Genomic DNA, 16,659 nt, shown 5'->3' on the forward strand with positions numbered 1-16,659 from the left:
TCGATCCCCACAACTTCGATCCCCACAAACGGGGTTCTCCCAAGACCCGTCTCAAGCGGGACTCCCTCAGGGAATCCGGTTCATGGTCCGATCGGAGCAGTACTGCAACGAGAGGGAGTTTCATGTCATCCGACACTTCGGTCCTCCGTGAGCGCGAGGCGCAGGGGCCGAGCGGCAGCGAGCATCATCCCGAGCACTGGGGAGGCGTCTTCGCCATGTCCTTCGGTGCCTTCGCGCTGGTCGCCTCGGAATTCATGCCCGTGAGCCTGCTCACGCCCATGGCCGCCGACCTCCAGGTCTCCGAAGGGATGGTCGGGCAGGGCATCGCGATATCCGGAGTGTTCGCCGTGCTCACCAGCCTGTCGATCTCCGCGCTGACCGGCAGCATGGACCGCAGGACACTGCTGATCGGGCTGACGGCGCTCATGGGCGTCTCGGGCGCCTTGGTCTCGCTGGCCCCGGGCTACCTTCCCTTCATGGCCGGCCGGGCATTCATCGGTGTGGTGATCGGTGGCTTCTGGTCCATGTCGGCAGCCACCGCCATGCGGCTCGTGTCCGCCAGCCGCGTGCCCCGCGCCTTAGCGATCGTCAACGGCGGCAACGCCCTCGCCACCGTGCTGGCGGCGCCACTGGGCAGCTACCTGGGCTCCATCATGGGATGGCGGGGCGCGTTCTTCTGTCTGGTCCCGGTCTCCGCTCTCTGCCTGGTCTGGCTGTGGATCAGCCTGCCTTCCCTTCCCGCCCCTCAGCGTTCGACGACGGTCCGCGACATCTTCGCGATCTTCACGGCCTTCCGGAGCCGCGCCGTTGCCTGGGGCATGGCCGCCTGCGGCGCCTTCTTCATGGGCCAGTTCATGCTCTTCACCTACGTCCGGCCGTTCCTGGAGACGGTGACCCGGATCGACGTGACCGCCGTCTCCCTCGTGCTGCTCGTGCTCGGCATGACGGGCTTCGTCGGCACCGTGCTGATCGGCCGCTTCCTCGGACCGGGGCTGTACCGGACCCTGACCGCTATCCCTGCCGCGATGGCGCTCCTCGCGGCAGCCTTGATTCCCTTCGGCGCCTGGTTCGCCGCAGTCGTGGTTCTGCTGGGGCTGTGGGGGCTTCTGGGGACGTCGGCACCTGTCGGCTGGTGGAGTTGGGTCGCCGAGGCCATGCCCCACAGGGCCGAACAGGGCGGCGGACTCATGGTGGCCGTTGTCCAGACGTGTATCGCGCTCGGTTCCACCATGGGCGGAATCCTGTTCGACTCCCTCGGTTACCAGACCACCTTCCTGGCCGGTGCGGCGGTGCTGCTGCTGGCCTCCCTTCTGGCGCTCGTGACCACCCGAGTCACCCGCCGACAAGCCCAGCCAGCCTCGTAGGCAAGGCCGGACCCAGGTGGGCTGCACGACGGCGGACGGCCGCCGCCGTCGTGCGTCACAGGCAGCAGCACCGGGTGCCCGGCCACCCTGCTGCGCGGGGTCCCCGGGGAGCGCTGCCATGAGGCAGCGCTCCGCCGAGGACCCCGCAGACCAGCCCGTGCCCAGCGATGGCGGCGGGATCAGGAGACGTGCGGGAGCCCACTTGCGGCGCTGAGCCGGCCTGCGGGCAGTGGCAGCCCGTAGTGTTCCCGCAGGGTCGTGCCCGCGTACTCCTCGCGGAACAGGCCCCGTGCCTGGAGCCGTGGCACCACGTGGTCGACGAACTCTTCGAGCCCTGAGGGCAGGGCCGCCGGCATGATGTTGAAGCCGTCGGCGGCCCCGGCCAGGAACCAGGCTTCGAGGGCGTCTGTGACCTGCTCCGGCGTGCCGGCGACGGTCCGGTGCCCGCGTCCGCCGCCGAGCCGGCCGATGAGCTGGCGTACGGTGAGCCGCTCGCGGCGGGCCAAGTCCACGATGAGCGTGTACCGGCTCTTGGCGCCCTCGATCTCGTCCTCGTCGGGAAGGTCAGCGGGCAGTTCCCTGTCCAGCGGGAGGTCCTCCGGCGCGATGCGGAGGGTCTCGGCGAGCTCGTTGCGCGCGTATTCGGGACGGATGAGCTCGTCGAGCTCACGTTCGCGCCGCAGCGCCTCGGCCTCGGTCCCGCCGAGGATGGGCACGATGCCGGGGAGGATCTTGATCCCCTCCGGATCGCGCCCGGCCGCGGCCGTGCGCGCCTTGAGATCCCTGTAGAACCTCTGTGCCTCCTCGAGGGTCTGCTGTGCCGTGAAGACGGCCTCGGCGTAGCTGGCGGCGAGGTCCTTGCCGTCCTGGGAGGAACCGGCCTGCACAATGACAGGCCGCCCCTGGGGGGAGCGGGGGACGTCGAGGGGGCCGCGGACCGAGAAGTGCGGGCCGGAATGCTCGACGGCGCGCACCCGCCGCGCGTCGGCCCAGATCCCGGCTTCCTTGTCGGCGAGGATGGCGTCGTCGTCCCACGAGTCCCAGAGCTTGAAGGCGACGTCGAGGAACTCGGCCGCACGCTCGTAGCGTCCGCGGTGGAGCGGCTGGTCGTCGAGGCCGAAGTTCCGCGCGGCCTCGGCCCCCGCCGTCGTCACGACGTTCCACCCGGCGCGGCCGCCGGAGAGGTGGTCGATGGAGGCGAAGCGCCGGGCGAGGTTGTACGGCGAGTTGTAGCTCGTCGAGGCGGTCGCGATGAGCCCGATCCGCTCGGTGGCCGCCGCGAGGGCGGCGAGCAGCACGGTGGGCTCGACGGCGCTGGTCGGCCGCCGCTCGACGGAGCCCCACAGCACGGGCGAGTCGGCGAAGAACACGGAGTCGAGCTTCCCCCGCTCGGCGGTCTGGGCCAGATGGGTGAAGTGCGCGAGGCTGGTGCCGGCGTGCGGGTCGCTCTCGGGGAGCCGCCACGAGGCCTCGTGGTGGCCGGTGCTCATGAGGAACGCGTTCAGGTGCAGCTTCTTGGCCATGCTCAGGCACCCGCCCCGAGAGTGACGACCCCGGCAGTGCCCACCCCGACAGGGACCACCTCGGAGTAGTGGGACGAGTCGCCCTCGATGGCCTGGCTGGGCGTCCCGTCGATGCCGGCGGGGATGTCTCCGGCGATCGTGACGCGGTTGAGCTTGCGGGGCTGGTCGTCGTAGTTCGACGGGGCGTAGTGCTGGGTGATGCGGTTGTCGAACAGGACGAGCTGGTTCGGCTCCCAGTCCACGCGCACCACGTTCTCGGGTCGGGTGATGTAGGCCTGGAGCAGGCGCAGGATGTCCCTGGATTCGGTGGTGGAGAGCCCGACGATCCGGAGTCGCTGCGCGAAGCCGCCGATGAACAGGCCCCGTTCGCGGGTGAGGGGGTGCACGCGGACCACGGGGTGGGCGGTCTGGTACTTGATGCGGGTGAAGACCTTGCGGCGCTCCTCCGCACCCTCGTGCTCGAGGTTCTTCGGCACGGCGTAGTCATAGTCGTTGGTGTGGATGGCCCAGAGCGTGTCGGCGAAGTTCCTCAGCTCGGCGGGCAGGTCCTCGTAGGCGGCCGCCGAGGAGGCGATGAGCGTCTCGCCGCCGTACGAGGGCACCGTGACGCTGCGCAGGGTCGTGGCCTGGGGCGGGTTGAGCACGAAGGTGACGTCGGTGTGCCACGTGTTCGCGGATCCGTCCTCACTGTCCACGGGCAGCACGTTCTCGGCGCCGTCCACGGACGCGACGGTGGGGTGGGCCGTGGTGAGGGGGCCGAACCGGGACGCGAAGCGGACCTGGTCCTCGTCGGTGCGGATGTTGGCCTCGCGGAACACGAGGGCCTTGTGCTCGTTCAGGGCGCCGCGGATCTCCCGGATGGTCTCCTCCGAGAGATCCTGGCTGAGGTCGAGGCCCCGGATCTCGGCGCCGATGCGCGCGCCGAGCTTGGTGAAGGCGAGACGGGTGGAGATGGCAGTGCTGGTCATGACTGGGTCCTTTCGAAGGGAGGGAAGGGCAGGTTCAGGCGTTGGCCTCGACTCGCCAGCGCGAGAAGTGGCGCTCGAGAGCGACGAGGAGCGTGTTCACGGCCAGGCCGAGGACGGAGACGGTGAGGATCCCGGCATACATGTCCGGGATGAGGAAGCTGGACTGCGCGTTGACGATCAGGTAGCCGAGCCCGGCCTTGGCCCCGACCATCTCGGCCGCGATGAGCACGAGGATCGACGCCGTGCCCGCCATGCGGATGCCGGTGAAGATCGTGGGCACGGCCGAGGGCAGGATCACCTTGCGGAACAGCGCGAGACTGGAGAGCCCGAGCGAGCGCGCGGCCCGTACGAGCAGCGGGTCCACGGTCCGCACGCCCGCGATCGTGTTGAGCAGCACCGGGAAGAACGCGGCGTAGGCGACGATCGTGACCTTCGACTCCTCGCCGATCCCGAGCAGGAGCGTGAACACCGGCAGCAGCGCGAGGGCGGCGGTGTTGCGGAAGACCTCCAGGAGCGGCGTGAAGAACGAGCCGAGCGGCCGGTACCACGCGGACACGAGCCCCGCGGCGACGCCGAGCACGACAGCGAGTCCGAACCCCGCCGCCGAGCGCGTGAGGCTCGCGGCGAGGTGCCCCTGCAGCGCGCCCGTCGCCACCAGGCTCCCCGTGGCAGCGAGCACCTCGTGCAGGGGCGGGAGGAAGACGCGCGTCGAGGGCGGGGCGAACCATAGCGGCCCCACCTCCCACAGGAGAAGGAACGCGAGGATCGCCGCGGACTTCCACAGGGTGGAACGGACGACGCGCTGGGTGGAACGGACGGCGGCGGCGGCTCGCCGGAGCGTGCGGGCAGCGGCCTCTGTCCGGCCGGCAGGCACCGGGTGGAGGGCGGTCGTGCCCGATTCTGCCGCGGCGGGGGCGGTGGCAGCATGGACGGGGGATGTGAGGGTTGACATCAGGCGAGGCTCCTCTCGCGCTCGGCGCTTGTTGCGGTCTTCGCGTGCTCATCGGGGGCCGAGCCGTCGGGCTGGATCTTGCGGTGGCCGGCATCCTGGGCGCGGCGGACCTCGTCGTGCAGGAGGTCCCACACGCGATGGCGGTAGTCGACGAAGGCGGGGTGCGAGCGGATGTCCGCCTCGTCGTCGTGCGTGGGGAGATGGATGTCCACGATCGCCTTGAGCCGCCCGGGCCGGGAGCTCAGGACCGCGACCCGCTGCCCGAGGTAGACGGCCTCCTCGATGCCGTGCGTGATGAAGACGATGGTCTTGCCCGTGGCCCGCCAGATCTTCACCAGTTCGCCCTGGAGCTGCTCGCGGGTCTGGGCGTCGAGGGCGGCGAAGGGTTCGTCCATGAGGAGGATGTCGGGCTCGTAGGCGAGGCTGCGGGCGATCGCGACGCGCTGCTTCATCCCGCCCGAGAGCTCGTGCGGATACCGGTCCTCGAACCCCGCGAGCCCCACGAGTCCCAGGTAGTGGCTGGCCCTCTCGGCCCGTTCGCGTTTGCCCAGGCCCGTGCCCTCGAGCCCGATCGAGACATTCTGCGAGGCCGTGCGCCACGGGAAGAGCGCGTACTGCTGGAACACGACGGCCCGGTCCGGGCCCGGGCCGGTGACCGGCCTGCCGTCCACGAGCACCTCGCCCGAGGTGGGCCTGGTGAGGCCCGCGAGCAGGTCGAGGAGCGTGGTCTTGCCAGAGCCGCTCGGGCCCACGAGGGTCAGGAATTCACCCTCATGGACGTCGAGGGTGATCGTGTCGAGGGCGGTCAGGGTGCCGGCGCCGCCGCGGACCGGAAAATGCTGGCTGACGTCGCGCAGGCTGATCTTCGGCGTCATGGGTCATCCCTTCGCTGCGGGCTGCGCGGTGGCGAGCTCGTTGAACTCGTTCGTGTAGTACTTCGACGGGGCAATGGGGCCGTTCACGATCCCGGACTCATGGAGCCACCTGTCCCAGCGGGCGAAATCGGCGTCGCCGATGATGCCCGCGTTGGGCACGCCGACGCTCTGCCAGTACTTCAGGTTCTTGGTGCTCTCGCCGCGGTTGCGCTTCTCGATGATCTGGGTGAAGCGCTCGATCACCTGCTCGCGCGGGGTCGTGCGCTCCCATTCGATGGCCTTCGCGACGCCCGTGGTGAACGCGCGAACGGTCTCGGGGTTCTGGGCGATGAAATCGCTGCGGAACACGTACTGCCCGCCCGCGAACGCGCCGAACAGGCTGTAGTCGCTGAAGAGGGAGCGCAGGCCGCCAGCCGCGACCGCGTTGTCCTGGAGAACACCGCCCAGCGAGCCGGCGTCCACCTGACCGCGGCGGATCGCCTCCTCCGTGTCGTTGGGCGGGAGCACGACGAGCTGGACCTGCTCGATCTCCTCCGGCGTGAGCCCGTTCTTCTCCAGCCAGGTGTCGATCACAGCCTCGTGATGCGCGCCGAGCGTGTTGACGGCGACCTTCTTGCCGATCAGGTCCCGGGCGCTGCGGATGGGGCTGTCGTCCCGGACGTAGTAGCCGGTGAAGGTCTTCTCGTCCTCGCCGTAGTAGTTCACGACCGCCTTCACGGGTGCCCCTGCTTCGATGAGCTTGACGACGGCGCCGGCGAACGCGCCGCCGACATCCGTCTGGCCTGTCGCGGCGGACTGGATGTCCTGGGGCCCGCTCGTCGTATTGCCCACCCATCTGAGCCTGACGTCGCCGAGGAAGCCGAGATCTTGGGCGAGCTCGGCCAGGGTGACATTGTTCGCGGAGCCCTGATAGCGGAGCTCGGTGGTCTCCTGCCCTCCGGCGCCCGTGGCGGCAGCGGAGCCTGAGCAGGCCGAAACGGCCAGGGCGATGACGGCAGCGACCGCCGCACCTGCAATGGACGTGAGTTTCTTCATGGACGTTTCCTAGGGTTTCTGGGGTGCACGAAGGCAGCCGTGAGGGACGCGCGGGACTCCGCGCGCAGGATGGAATGAAGGGGGCCAGGCGGGCCGCCGCGCCCGGGGCGATAGGCGCCGTCTGCCCGGAGGCGGCGGCCCGGCCGGCTACAGGGTCCGGAAGACTACTTGGCCCAGTAGACGTGGTTGGTCAGGGGACGGAAGCTCTCCGGATCCGAGACGCTCACTGCCTCGCCGATCAGGATCACGTGGTCCCCTGCCTCCACCCGCTGCCACAGGCGACACTCGAGGCGCGGGACGTCGTCGGCCATGATCGGCGAGCCCAGCACCCCGGGCTCCCAGGCCAGTCCCGCAAACTTCTCCGTCCCCTTCGCCACGAAGCGCCGCACGAGGTCGCGATCCGACTCGGACAGGATGTGCACCGCGAAGTTGTCGGTGGTGTTCCACACATCGAAGGACGAGGACCGCCGGTCCACCGCCCACGAGACCAGCGGCGGGTCCAGGCTCACGGACGTCAGCGAGTTGCTCACCAGGCCCGCCAGAGTGCCTTCGCTGCGGGTAGTGATGACCGAGACGCCCGTTGCCCAGTGCCCCATCGCGCGGCGGAGCTCCGCCCCGCTCACGGCCTGCACAGTCGTCACCGTCATCGTCATCCCTCAGCCCTCCCCCCGGACGCCCGCCTCCGGGCGCCGTACTTGCCGCGGATGGAACACCGCGGCCGGATCCTCATCTGGGGCACCCCACTACGGGAGAGGGTTGCCGCCCGGCCAGCCAGAGCTTTCCGCCGGGGCTCTTGATCCTGGTCCGAATCTACGAAAGGCACCTGCCCCCGTCCATGCGCCTGCGTAACAACGACCCGTGGCGTCTCGAGGGGAAACACGGGGTCTCACAGGGAAACCAGACGGCGTCTCACGGGGAAACAAGGACGCCCTGCGGGCAGCCCCAATACGACGGCAGCACCTACCTGCCCACGATGGTCGGGGCGAGCCCGCGCGCCGCGACCGTCAGGATCACGCCCGCTTGAGCGGCGGGCAGGAAGCCACCCATGCCGTCCGTGAAGAACTCAGGTGGTCGGGTCAGTTGCGCACGAGCGTCCTGAGCTGCTTGAGCGCAACGGAGAGCGGGATGAATCCCACCTCTCCGGGCCCCGTGACTTCGGCGAGAGTGTCTTTGATCCGTGCGAGCTGTTCCTGATGGCCGCGTTCCCACTCCACGATCCGCTCCGCGGGATCGGCCCGCGCGGGGTCGTGCCCTCGTGTCGTGTGCATCACCGAAAGGGTCAGATCGGCCACGACGGAGTAGGCGTCGTCACGCAGGGCAGCGCGCCCGAGCGCTTCCCACGGGGTCTGGCGCGGAAGGTCGGTGATCTTCAGGAGCAGCTTCAGAACCCCGATGCGCTGGAACGCGGCGGAATAGAGATCGGCAATGCGCTCGACAGGTTCATGAACCTGCTCAGCGATGCGTGAGACGTCCAACAACGTGAAGCTCAGGACTGCCTCAAACGCCCGTCGCGCAATGTCCGGCGGGATCCCAATGGCCTCCCAGTGCGCCAGAAGGTCCTGTCCGAGGTCGATATCGTCACCGCGCAGGTAAACCACGGTGCGGTTCCGCCGGAGCTCCATCGCCGGGGTGATCCTCTTCAGGGCCCGTTCCACTGGCTGGTCCCGATGGTCATGCGTCAGGTACCAGCGCGTGCCCCGGTCCAGCATCCGGCGCACATACAGGGCCAATTCGGCCGCGTGCTCGGCCGGAATGGACGGCGGAAGCCCAGCCATCCAGTCGGCGAGCCAGTGAAGGTCAAAGGCCTCGCGTATTGTCACGAAGGCCCGTGCGAGAGCGGCCGCGCTCCCCGTGGTCTCCTCGACGGCACGGAAGGCGAAGGTGATGCCTCCGAGGTTGATGATGTCGTTGGCGAGCACGGTGCTGATGATCTGCCGGCGCAGCGGGTGTTCCTGGAGTTCCGGGCCAAAGCGTTCGACGATCTGGTGCGGGAAGTAGCTGCGCAGGACGCGGTCGAACCAGGGGTCGTCGGCGACGTCGCTCTCGTTCAGTTGCTTGGCGAGCGCGATCTTGGCATAGGCGGCCAACACGCACAGCTCGGGGCAGGTGAGCCATTTGCCGGCCTGAAGTCGTGCGTGGAATTCGTCCGTGGTGGGCAGTGCCTCGAGGGACCGGTCGAGGTCGGCGACCTTTTCCAGCCAGTCCATGGTGCGCTCGAAGCCGGGGCTCCAGTTGGGGTCGAAGCCGGGGCTCCAGTTGAGGATCAGGGCGCGGTCGTTGAGGAGGAGGGTGTTCTGGTTCTGGTTGTTCTTCAGGACGAGGCGGGCCACCTCGTCGGTGAGGGAGCGCAGGAAGTCGGCGCGTTCGCCGGGGGGCATCTTGCCGGCGGCGATCATGCGGTCGACGAAGATCTTGATGTTGACCTCGTGGTCGGAGCAGTCCACGCCAGCCGAGTTGTCGATCGCGTCGGTGTTGAGCAGCACTCCGTTGAGCGCCGCCTCGACCCGTCCGCGCTGCGTCATCCCGAGGTTGCCGCCCTCGACGACGATGCGGGCCCTGAGCTCGCTGCCGTTGACCCGGACGGGGTCGTTGGCCTTGTCGCCCACGTGGGCGTTGGCCTCGGCGGAGGCCTTGACGTAGGTGCCGATTCCGCCGTTGTAGATCAGGTCCACTGGCGCGCGCAGGATGGCCTGGATGAGCTCGGGCGAGGTCATCGCCGTCGTCCTCGCCGCCAGCCGCAGCACCTGCCGGACCTCCGGCGTGACGGCGATCGACTTGGCCGAGCGCGGATGCACCCCGCCGCCGGGGCTGATCAGGGCAGGGCTGTAGTCGGCCCACGAGGAGCGGGGGAGCGCGAACAGGCGGCGGCGCTCCTCGAGGGAGGCCGCCGGGTCGGGGTCGGGGTCGAGGAAGATGTGCCGGTGGTCGAAGGCGGCCACGAGCCGGATGTGGGCCGAGAGGAGCATGCCGTTGCCGAAGACGTCTCCGCTCATGTCCCCGATGCCCACGGCGGTGAAGTCCTGGCGCTGGGGGTCGATGCCGAGCTCGTGGAGGTGCGCCCTGGCCGACTCCCACGCGCCGCGGGCGGTGATGCCCATACGCTTGTGGTCATAGCCCACGGAGCCGCCAGAGGCAAACGCATCGCCGAGCCAGAAGCCGTACTCCTCGGCCACCCCGTTGGCGATGTCGGAGAACGCCGCGGTGCCCTTGTCCGCGGCCACGACGAGATAGTAGTCATCGTCGTCGTACCTGACGACGTTCGGCGGGGGGACGACGCGCCCGACCGAGTGCCGGGCACCCCGCGCAGCCGGGGCGGCGGGGGTCCGGGCGCCGGTGGAAGCCGGAGCCGCGGCCTCGGGCGGGGTCAGGTTGTCGGTGAGATCGAGCAGCCCGCGCAGGAAGTCCCTGTAGGCCTCCGTGCCCTCCGCGAGCCACGCCGCGCGGTCCGCCCCCGGATCGGGGAGCCGCTTCGGGCAGAAGCCGCCCTTGGCGCCCGTCGGGACGATCACCGCATTCTTGACTGTCTGCGTCTTCACCAGCCCCAGGACCTCGGTGCGGAAGTCCTCGCGCCGGTCCGACCACCTCAGCCCGCCGCGCGCCACCGGCCCGAAGCGGAGGTGCACGCCCTCCACGCGGGGGGAGTAGACCCAGATCTCGGCCTTCGGCCGCGGGAACGGTGCGCCCGGAATGATGGCGGACCTGAGCTTGAGGCTCAGGTACGGCCGGGTGCGGTAGAAGTTGGTCCGGGTCGTGGCCTCGATGAGGCTCAGGAACACCCGCAGGAGCCGGTCCCCGTCCAGGGAGGCGACCGCGTCGATCGCCCCGGCCACCTCGGCACGGGCCGCGGCCGTCTCGCGGAGCCGCTCGGCGATGCCGAGCGCCGGGTGGAACCGGGCACGGAACAGGCCCAGGAGCGCGTGGGTTGCCCTCGCATTGGCCAGCAGGGTCTCCGCGATGAAGCCATAGGAGTTGGTGGTCCCCAGCTGCTGCAAATACTTCGCGTAGCCGCGCAGGATCACCACCTGCCGCCACTCCAGGCCCTCCCGCAGGACCAGGGCGTCGAATCCGTCCGACTCCGCGTCCCCGCGCATCGCCGCCCCGAACGCGTCCGCGAGCAGCGCACTGGTCCCGGCCGGGTCCACGCCGGGCGGGTACGTCACGCCGAGGTCGTACAGGAACAGCGGCCGGTCCCTGCCGCGCAGGAGGTCGAACGGGCGCTGGTTCAGCACCTCGAGGCCCAGGTTGTGGAGCAGCGGCAGCAACTGCGTCAGGGTCCGGGGACCCGTGAGATAGAGCCGGAGCCGCGCGCTCCGGGTGGGAGCACGGACGACGCCGGCCTCGGCCACCGGGGGCACGGAACCCGGGCGGGTGGAGACGACGAGCAGCGGATCGCCCAGGGGCCGCCCGCCGGTGCCGTCGAGATCGAACTGCTCGAACCGTTCGATGTCCTCGACCGCGTCCTCGACCCCGAAATCGGCCCGATAGCTCGCCGGGAACGCCGCGGACCACAGCGAGGACAGCCGCGCGGCCTGCCCGGGGGGCAGACGGCCCTGCAGGGCCGCATCCAGCCGCTCCGCCCACGCCCGATTCACGCTCGCCGGCGCGGTCTCACGCGACATGCCTCTACGCCTCCAGCGGATGGGGTCGGCTCAGGCTCTGCCGGAGTCCCGATCATCACGCTACTTTCATGATCGCGGGCCGCGGGCCCGGCGTCTACGAGGGCTCGTCCCCCCGGCGTCGGCCGGATGCCGGACTCTAGGAGACCGACCTCGGGGCCGATTCCGGCGTGATGATGCGGACGCCGTTGTCCCGCAGTGCGGCCTCGAGTTCCTTGGGGGGCCGCGCGTCCGTGACGAAGTAATCGGCTGCATTGAGCAGGCCGACTTGCGCGAAGAGCTGCTTCTCGAACTTGGAGGAGTCCGCGAGGATGGCGACCTTCGTGGCGCGTGACATCATCTCGCTCATCATCGCGGCCTCGCCGACGTTGCTTGTCGTATACCCACCCCGCACCGACACGGCCCCCACGGCGACGAGCGCCAGGTCGCAGCGAATGTCGAGCTCGGCGCCGCCCGTGGCGATGCGCAGACTCGTGGGGCCGGTCGTGGCCAGAGTTGTCGATCGAACGGCTCCGCCGAAGATGTAGAGCTCCCGCCAGACTGCCGGGTCGAGTTCCGCTGGCACGAGCAGATTGTTGGTCGCGATCGTCAGGTCCCGGTGGGCGTGCAGCGCGCGTGCGACCGACAGCATCGTGGTGCCGCCATTCATGATGACCCCAGAGTCGTCGCGCACGAGCCGCGCAGCGAGAGTGCCGATCGTCTCTTTCTCCGCGGCCTGCATGCCGAGGCGGACGTCGACGGCCTTCTCGACCCGGGAGCTCATGGCGACGCTCACCGCACCGCCGTAGGTGCGGACGAGGAGCCCTTCATTGTCGAGTTGATCGAGGTCGCGGCGGATGGTGTCGATCGACACGCCGAACTTCTCTGCCAGGGTGCCCACCGTCACCTGGCCAGCGTCAGCGACGTAGGCAGCAAGTTGCGCTTTTCTGCCTGCTGGATGCCGGTGTGCCCGACTCTCGTCGACGGCCATGCTGTCTAGCTCGTTCACGCTCGAATGCTAGCACCCGGGGCCGCTCCATTCGAAGGGAAGGACCGCAAAGTCATGCAGGATCACGCAAGCGAGCCTGCTTAGCTAGGCGACCTAGGCATTTCCATGCACTTCCAGCAGGAGTTTTCGCCCTCTTGGTTCATCTCTTTGCGCTTCTATGCTTGCCAGCGCTGGGAGCGCGGGACTAATGTGGCGTACATCACGCATCAAGGAGCATGATCAAGCATTCGCACGAAGGAGTGGACATGAGCATGAGGAGGCGCGGCGGCCCGCGGTTGCTCGCGACATTGGGCACAGCTGCGGCAATGGTGGTCGCGATGTCGGGCTGCAGCGGCCCGGCCCCGGGTGGTGGCCCCACGGGTGAGGTGACCATCGAATTCGCCCAGTGGTGGGAGCCGGAGCTGCCGGCAGGCTCGTTCGCCGGACTGATTGACGAGTTCCAGAAGGAGAACCCCACCATCAAGGTGAAGCTGCTGAGCGCGCCCTTCGCGTCCACCCAGCAGCAGATGGTCGCGGCCGCGGCGTCGGGACAGCTTCCTGACGTCGTGGGGCTCGACGGCGCCTGGGTCAGCGACTTCGCGAAGCAGGGCGCCATCGCGGACCTGTCTCCGCTCCTGAAGGCCGACAACTTCCCGGAGGACCAGCTCGCGAGCCAGGTCAAGGTCAACGGCAAGACCTACATGATCCCTGTGGTCAACTTCGTCTACCCCCTGTTCGTGAACAACGACCTGCTCCAGCAGGCCGGCGTGAGCAAGGCGCCGACCAATCGCAGCGAGTTCCTCGATGCGGCGAAGAAGATCAGCGCGCTCGGTGGCAACGTGAAGGGCTGGGCCCTTCCCCTCGACACCGCGGTCCCGAACGGCATCCAGAACGACGTCATGTCGTGGGTCTGGGCCTCTGGCGGCAGCATGCTGAAGAACGGGAAGCCCGACGTCACGAACGCCCAGGTCAAGAGCGGGGTCGAGTACGTCAAGAGCCTCTATGACGCGGACGTCGTCGCTCCTGGCGCCCTCACGATGAAGGAGCAGGACAAGGTCGAGAAGTTCACCAATGGACAGGTCGGCATGGTGATCGACTCGCTCGCTCACATCACCCTGATCAAGAAGAACAACCCGAGCCTCGACTTCACGGTCGCGGCGCTGCCCTCCGAGGACTCCTACACCGGCAAGCGCGGCATCCCCTACGCCTCGTGGGGCATCGGCGTCTCCGACAAGTCGGCGCACAAGGCGGAAGCGGCCAAGCTCGTTGAATTCCTCATGGGCAAGGACGTCAACGCCCAGCTGAGCACGCTCGCGAACGGCTTCCCCGGCAACAAGACGGCGTCGCCGGACTTCAGCAAGAGCGATCCGCTGTTCAAGACGGCGTTCGACATCTACCAGGCGGGCTACCCGGCCAATGAGTTCGTCGGTCTGCCGAAGTCCGATCATCTGCAGCGCACGTTCGACGAGCAGCTGCAGAAGACGCTCACCGACAGCCAGAGCGTCGACCAGACGCTGACCGCCGTCCAATCCGAGTGGGCGTCCGTCTTCTGACGCTGAATATCTGAAGGGGCCGTGCCGCCGCAGCCAAGGCGCCGCAGCCAAGCCGCCACACCGGCGGTATGGCCCCGCAAGGGAGCTTGAGACATGAATCTGTCGTCCACCAACATCGAGGGGCTCGGGGTACGCCCCGCAGCGCGCCGGCCGGCCGCCCGCTCGAACGCCGCCGTCGTCCGCACCCGCAGGCTCGCCCCCTTCGCCTTCATCTCGCCGACGGTCGCCCTCATCACCGTGCTGACTGTCGTGCCGATCGTGATGGTCGTGGGCTATTCGTTCATGGACAGCGCGATCGTCGCACCGAACCCGGTCTTCGTGGGATTCGCCAACTACCTGAAGGTCCTCAGCGACCCGACGTTCCTGCTCGCCCTCGGCAACACCTTCGTCTTCATCTCGCTCAGCACGATCCTTCACCTCGTGATCGGGCTGGCCTTCGCAATGCTGCTCAACACGTCGCTGCTGAGCGATGTGACCAAGGCGATCTTCCGGGTGGTCTACATCCTTCCGTGGCTGTTCACCATCGCGGTCATCGCCGTCGTCTGGCGCCTCATCATGGACCCGTATGGCGTCGCGAACTACATCCTCACCTCCGTCGGAATCCTCAACCAGGGGGTCAACTGGCTCGCGACTCCGGGCAGCGCCATGGGCGCCCTGACCTTCATCAACATCTGGTCCGGGTACCCGTTCTTCATGATCAGCCTCCTTGCCGCCCTGCAGGGTGTGCCGACGGTGCTGCACGAGGCCGCACGTGTCGACGGTGCGGGGTGGTGGCAGCGATTCCGGTACGTGACCCTGCCCCATATCCGGCCGGTGATCATCAGCATGGCGGTGCTCGACCTCATCTGGACCTCGCAGCAGTTTGCGCTGATCTGGTTGACGACGGGCGGCGGTCCGCTGGGTGCCACTGAAATGCTGAGCACCTACACCTACAAGCAGGCCTTCAGCAGCTTCGAATTCGCCACGGCTTCGGCCAGTGCAGTCATCGTGCTGCTGCTCACGATGATCCTGGCGTTCTTCTACGTGCGGCAGCAGACGGTGCGTGATTGACATGAGCGACGTGACGGTTCGGCACGGGCGCCCCAACCATTGGCTCAAGGCGGCAGCATTCACCGGCCTCGTGATCGGTGCCCTGTACGCGGGACTGCCCGTGCTGTGGATGCTCGCCACGTCGTTCAAGGGGAACGGTGAGGTCTTCGCAGTGCCCCCGAAGCTGATCACGCCGGGATTCTCGCTCGATGCCTACACGGCGATCCTCACTGACCCTGCACGGCTGCGGTTCTTCATGAACAGCTACATCGTGGCCATTGCGGTCACCCTGCTCACCCTCCTGACGGCGATGCTCAGCGCCTACGGCTTCAGCCGCTATGAGTTCCCGGGCAAGAAGCTGATCAACATCGCCATCGTCTCCGTTCAGGCGGTTCCTCCGATCACACTCGTGATCCCGTATTTCGGCCTCATGGTCGCGCTTGGCCTCTACAACACCTACCCAGGCCTGATCCTGACGCACATGGTGTTCACGCTGCCGTACGCGATCATCATGATGACGGCGTACTTCAACACCCTGCCGCGCGAACTCGACGAAGCGGTCAAGGTCGACGGCGGAAACGCGTGGACCGCCCTGTGGCGAGTGCTCGTGCCCATTTCGGTGCCGGGAATCGTCGCCGTCGGCGTCTACACGTTCATGATCTCGTGGAACGAGTACCTCTTCGCGCTCACCCTGACACGCACTGACGCCATGCGTACGGTGCCGATCGGAATCCAATTGCTCATGGGCCAGCACTCCTACGAGTGGAACCAGATGATGGCCATGAGCATCCTCGGTTCGATTCCCGTGCTCCTGCTCTTCCTCCTCTTCCAGCGCCGTTTCATCGGCGGCCTCACCTCTGGCGCGGTCAAAGACTGACGCCCCAAGACCTTTCATCCACACGAAGGAGACACGCCATGCTCGTCGACGGCAAGACCATCCTGGACGTCGCGAACACGCACAACTTCGCGGTTCCCGCGTTCAATATCAGCGACTGGGCCATGTTCAAGGGCATCGCGGAGATCAGCGAGGAGATGGAAGCCCCTCTCATCGTGGCGATCCACCCCGATGAGGTCCGCCACATCACCACGGACCTGATGGCCGCGATCATCTCCCGCGCACACCGCTCGTCCGTCCCGATGGCGATCCACTGGGACCACGGGGCCACCTACGAGCAGATCCTGACCGCGATCCAAGCTGGGTTCACGTCCGCCATGATCGACGGCTCGATGCTGCCGTTCGAGGACAACGTCGCCATCTCCACGAAGGTGGTCGAGGCGGCGCACGCCGTCGGCGTCTCCGTCGAGGGCGAGTTGGGCACCATCGGCAAGACCGACAGCGAGGCCGAGTACGGTACCGAGGGAATCATCTACACCGTTCCGGACGACGCCGTCACCTTCGTTGAGCTGACCGGCGTCGATAGCCTCGCCGTCGCGATCGGCACCTATCACGGGCTCTACCCGGCCACGCTCAAGCCAGAGCTCAAGCTCGACCTCCTGAAGGAGATCAAGTCCAAGGTGGGCATCCCGCTCGTGCTGCACGGCGGATCGAACAACCCCGACGACGAGATCGCCCAGGCGGTCAAGCTCGGCATCAACAAGATCAACATCTCAAGCGACATCAAGGTGGCGTACCACGCGAAGATGCGAGAGGTGCTGGCGGACACGAGCCTGCGCGAGCCGCTCAGCATCCAGCCACCGTGCATCGATGCGATGAAGGCGACGGCGGCGCAGAAGATCGATCTGTTCGACGCGGCCGGCAAGGCAGTCCTGTACTGAC

At 68.0% G+C, this 16,659-nt stretch carries 12 protein-coding genes, 1 pseudogene and 1 riboswitch; of the genes and pseudogenes, 5 read left to right on the forward strand and 8 right to left on the reverse strand.

The features are described 5' to 3' along the window. The first annotated feature begins 122 nt into the window (after positions 1 to 122). Complete coding sequence (locus tag BV907_RS05510; RefSeq protein ID WP_077488733.1) at positions 123 to 1,364, forward strand: MFS transporter; 1,242 nt, start codon at positions 123 to 125, stop codon at positions 1,362 to 1,364. A 179-nt stretch (positions 1,365 to 1,543) separates the two neighbouring features. Here the strand turns inward: BV907_RS05510 and BV907_RS05515 are convergent, their stop codons facing one another. The 8 genes and pseudogenes from BV907_RS05515 to BV907_RS05550 form a co-directional block, all read right to left on the reverse strand. Next, positions 1,544 to 2,887 carry an LLM class flavin-dependent oxidoreductase gene (locus BV907_RS05515; RefSeq protein WP_077488734.1) on the reverse strand — a complete coding sequence of 448 codons (1,344 nt, stop codon included), beginning with the start codon at positions 2,885 to 2,887 and terminating at the stop codon, positions 1,544 to 1,546. A 2-nt stretch (positions 2,888 to 2,889) separates the two neighbouring features. Further along, positions 2,890 to 3,855: a TauD/TfdA dioxygenase family protein gene (locus tag BV907_RS05520; protein ID WP_077488735.1), complete on the reverse strand. Its 966-nt coding sequence runs from the start codon at positions 3,853 to 3,855 to the stop codon at positions 2,890 to 2,892. Positions 3,856 to 3,889: 34 nt separating this feature from the next. Continuing rightward, positions 3,890 to 4,807, reverse strand: coding sequence for an ABC transporter permease (locus tag BV907_RS05525; RefSeq protein ID WP_139346620.1), 918 nt, complete (start codon positions 4,805 to 4,807; stop codon positions 3,890 to 3,892). Then, positions 4,807 to 5,682, reverse strand: coding sequence for an ABC transporter ATP-binding protein (locus tag BV907_RS05530; RefSeq protein WP_077488737.1), 876 nt, complete (start codon positions 5,680 to 5,682; stop codon positions 4,807 to 4,809). The genes BV907_RS05525 and BV907_RS05530 overlap by 1 nt, the downstream gene beginning before the upstream one ends. Positions 5,683 to 5,685: 3 nt before the next feature. Next, a complete protein-coding gene (locus BV907_RS05535; RefSeq protein WP_077488738.1) occupies positions 5,686 to 6,717 on the reverse strand; it encodes an ABC transporter substrate-binding protein in 1,032 nt (343 codons plus the stop codon). A gap of 164 nt (positions 6,718 to 6,881) precedes the next feature. Beyond that, positions 6,882 to 7,364, reverse strand: a complete 483-nt coding sequence (locus BV907_RS05540; protein WP_175637379.1) for a flavin reductase family protein — start codon at positions 7,362 to 7,364, stop codon at positions 6,882 to 6,884. A gap of 39 nt (positions 7,365 to 7,403) precedes the next feature. Then, positions 7,404 to 7,516, reverse strand: a riboswitch (SAM riboswitch). Between the two features lie 277 nt (positions 7,517 to 7,793). After that, positions 7,794 to 11,303, reverse strand: a pseudogene (locus BV907_RS05545) (NAD-glutamate dehydrogenase domain-containing protein); the annotation flags it as partial. 169 nt (positions 11,304 to 11,472) lie between these two features. Further along, positions 11,473 to 12,303, reverse strand: a complete 831-nt coding sequence (locus BV907_RS05550; RefSeq protein WP_077488741.1) for a DeoR/GlpR family DNA-binding transcription regulator — start codon at positions 12,301 to 12,303, stop codon at positions 11,473 to 11,475. A gap of 263 nt (positions 12,304 to 12,566) precedes the next feature. Here BV907_RS05550 and BV907_RS05555 point away from each other — a divergent pair, with 263 nt between their 5' ends. From BV907_RS05555 to BV907_RS05570, 4 genes are all read left to right on the forward strand, one after another. Continuing rightward, positions 12,567 to 13,853, forward strand: a complete 1,287-nt coding sequence (locus BV907_RS05555; protein WP_077488742.1) for an ABC transporter substrate-binding protein — start codon at positions 12,567 to 12,569, stop codon at positions 13,851 to 13,853. 93 nt (positions 13,854 to 13,946) lie between these two features. Continuing rightward, positions 13,947 to 14,903, forward strand: a complete 957-nt coding sequence (locus BV907_RS05560; protein WP_077488743.1) for a carbohydrate ABC transporter permease — start codon at positions 13,947 to 13,949, stop codon at positions 14,901 to 14,903. A 1-nt stretch (position 14,904) separates the two neighbouring features. Continuing rightward, positions 14,905 to 15,759, forward strand: coding sequence for a carbohydrate ABC transporter permease (locus BV907_RS05565; protein ID WP_077488744.1), 855 nt, complete (start codon positions 14,905 to 14,907; stop codon positions 15,757 to 15,759). Positions 15,760 to 15,797: 38 nt separating this feature from the next. Next, the gene (locus tag BV907_RS05570; RefSeq protein WP_077488745.1) at positions 15,798 to 16,658 is read left to right on the forward strand and encodes a ketose-bisphosphate aldolase; all 861 of its coding nucleotides are present in this window, start codon (positions 15,798 to 15,800) and stop codon (positions 16,656 to 16,658) included. The last annotated feature ends 1 nt before the right edge of the window (position 16,659 follow it).

It is taken from the genome of Sinomonas mesophila (genome assembly GCF_001999765.1).
Lineage (GTDB): Bacteria > Actinomycetota > Actinomycetes > Actinomycetales > Micrococcaceae > Sinomonas > Sinomonas mesophila.

What these genes read in the sequence shown, in the direction of transcription:
- BV907_RS05510 (WP_077488733.1), top strand. Translation starts at nt 123, where the DNA reads ATGTCATCCGACACTTCGGTCCTCCGTGAGCGCGAGGCGCAGGGGCCG.
- BV907_RS05515 (WP_077488734.1), bottom strand. Translation starts at nt 2,887, where the DNA reads ATGGCCAAGAAGCTGCACCTGAACGCGTTCCTCATGAGCACCGGCCAC.
- BV907_RS05520 (WP_077488735.1), bottom strand. Translation starts at nt 3,855, where the DNA reads ATGACCAGCACTGCCATCTCCACCCGTCTCGCCTTCACCAAGCTCGGC.
- BV907_RS05525 (WP_139346620.1), bottom strand. Translation starts at nt 4,807, where the DNA reads ATGTCAACCCTCACATCCCCCGTCCATGCTGCCACCGCCCCCGCCGCG.
- BV907_RS05530 (WP_077488737.1), bottom strand. Translation starts at nt 5,682, where the DNA reads ATGACGCCGAAGATCAGCCTGCGCGACGTCAGCCAGCATTTTCCGGTC.
- BV907_RS05535 (WP_077488738.1), bottom strand. Translation starts at nt 6,717, where the DNA reads ATGAAGAAACTCACGTCCATTGCAGGTGCGGCGGTCGCTGCCGTCATC.
- BV907_RS05540 (WP_175637379.1), bottom strand. Translation starts at nt 7,364, where the DNA reads ATGACGGTGACGACTGTGCAGGCCGTGAGCGGGGCGGAGCTCCGCCGC.
- BV907_RS05550 (WP_077488741.1), bottom strand. Translation starts at nt 12,303, where the DNA reads ATGGCCGTCGACGAGAGTCGGGCACACCGGCATCCAGCAGGCAGAAAA.
- BV907_RS05555 (WP_077488742.1), top strand. Translation starts at nt 12,567, where the DNA reads ATGAGCATGAGGAGGCGCGGCGGCCCGCGGTTGCTCGCGACATTGGGC.
- BV907_RS05560 (WP_077488743.1), top strand. Translation starts at nt 13,947, where the DNA reads ATGAATCTGTCGTCCACCAACATCGAGGGGCTCGGGGTACGCCCCGCA.
- BV907_RS05565 (WP_077488744.1), top strand. Translation starts at nt 14,905, where the DNA reads ATGAGCGACGTGACGGTTCGGCACGGGCGCCCCAACCATTGGCTCAAG.
- BV907_RS05570 (WP_077488745.1), top strand. Translation starts at nt 15,798, where the DNA reads ATGCTCGTCGACGGCAAGACCATCCTGGACGTCGCGAACACGCACAAC.